Source organism: Thalassotalea litorea (assembly GCF_005843925.1).
Classification (GTDB): domain Bacteria; phylum Pseudomonadota; class Gammaproteobacteria; order Enterobacterales; family Alteromonadaceae; genus Thalassotalea_A; species Thalassotalea_A litorea_A.
In genome coordinates this window covers 1-1421 of sequence record NZ_VCBC01000038.1, presented here as the reverse complement: position 1 = coordinate 1421, position 1421 = coordinate 1, and the positions used below count along the sequence as shown (strand labels likewise).

Annotated in this window: 1 protein-coding gene; it reads right to left on the bottom strand. The window is 43.3% G+C overall.

Annotated elements, in window-relative coordinates; all coding sequences use genetic code 11:
* Positions 1-79: 79 nt before the first annotated feature.
* Positions 80-1275, bottom strand: a protein-coding gene (locus tag FE810_RS16985) for an IS3 family transposase (RefSeq protein ID WP_138321861.1) whose coding sequence is annotated in 2 segments (ribosomal slippage) — positions 80-1008 and positions 1008-1275 — 1197 coding nt in all. Because the reading frame shifts where the segments join, the coding sequence is not laid out codon by codon here.
* Positions 1276-1421 lie beyond the last annotated feature (146 nt).

The following is a 1421-nucleotide window of genomic DNA, read 5'->3' as shown; positions in this document are numbered from 1 at the left end:
ATGACATTGAGGTTGCTGTTTGATCTGTGCTTCCATTTCCCGCTCTACCTTAGCTTGATGTTTTTCCGCATTGTAGTGGTCAAGTTAAATTGGCCACAGTTTTATAGTTTTGCCAGAATCTTTCTTCTGACTCGTTTGGCGACAAACCACCATTATGCTGATGTGGCCTAACCTGGCTGTAATAGCCGATTATATATTTCGTCACCTCTAACTTCGCTTCCTTGAAACTACGATAACCCGTTGTTGGTATCCATTCCGTTTTTAAACTTCTGAAAAAACGCTCCATTGGAGCATTATCCCAGCAATTACCACGGCGGCTCATGCTTTGTTTTATCTTAAAGCGCCATATCCTTTGCCTGAATTTGCGGCTGGTATAATGGCTTCCCTGATCACTATGGAACATGAGGTTTTTTGGACGCCCTCGTAGCTCATAAGCCATCGTTAAGGCCTTAACCGTTAATTCACTGTCTGGAGAATGAGACATAGCCCAACCAACAGGTTTTCGTGCGAACAGGTCGATAACCACCGCTAAGTAAGCCCAGCGACACCCTGTCCAGATGTATGTAACGTCGCCGCACCAGACTTGATTTGGTTCGACAACATCAAACTGTCGCTCTAGTAAATTCGGTATTGTTACATGCTCTTTCGATGCTTTCTTATAGGCATGCTTAGGCAGTTGGCAACTGACTAAACCAAGCTTTTTCATAAGCTTACTAGCACGGTAGCGACTTAACGTGATGTCACTTTCATCTTGAGTGACAATTTCGCTAATGGTTCTCGCACCAGCAGAGCCTCCGCTTAACTCGTGCGCTTCTTCTACTTTATTAAGCAACGTCAGTTGCTCAATTGAAGGCGACTTATCTCGCCGTTGCCAATACTTATAACTGCTGCGATGAACACCAAAGACATCGCATAACACTTTCACTGGATATCGGCTTTTCTGGCTCTTATTGAGTTTTTCGATTATTTCGAATTGTTCAGTGAATCCGACATCAACAGAGCGGTAGCCTTTTTTAGAATTTCTTTCTCTAATTCAATGCGCTCTATCTTTTTCTCAAGCTCACGTATTTTAAGCTGCTCTGGCGTCATCGGTGTCGCTTTCGGGGTTTTACCCTGGCGCTCTTCTTTTAATTGCTTCACCCATTTACCAATGGTTGAATAACCCACATTCATCGCCTTGGCTGCTTCTTCATGGGTGTAACCATGATCGAGAACCAATTGGGCGGTTTCTAATCTTACTTCGGGGCTGAAATTCTTACGCGACTTCTTAGTCATTTAATTCACCTAATACTGCTATGAACGGATCATAACATCCTCTAATTAGGTGGCCAAAATTACTATGCCACTACACATCTAAGTACGAATAAAACATAGCGGCAATCTGATGGCGAAGAGGATCTGGTAAGCCATTTTCACCATCT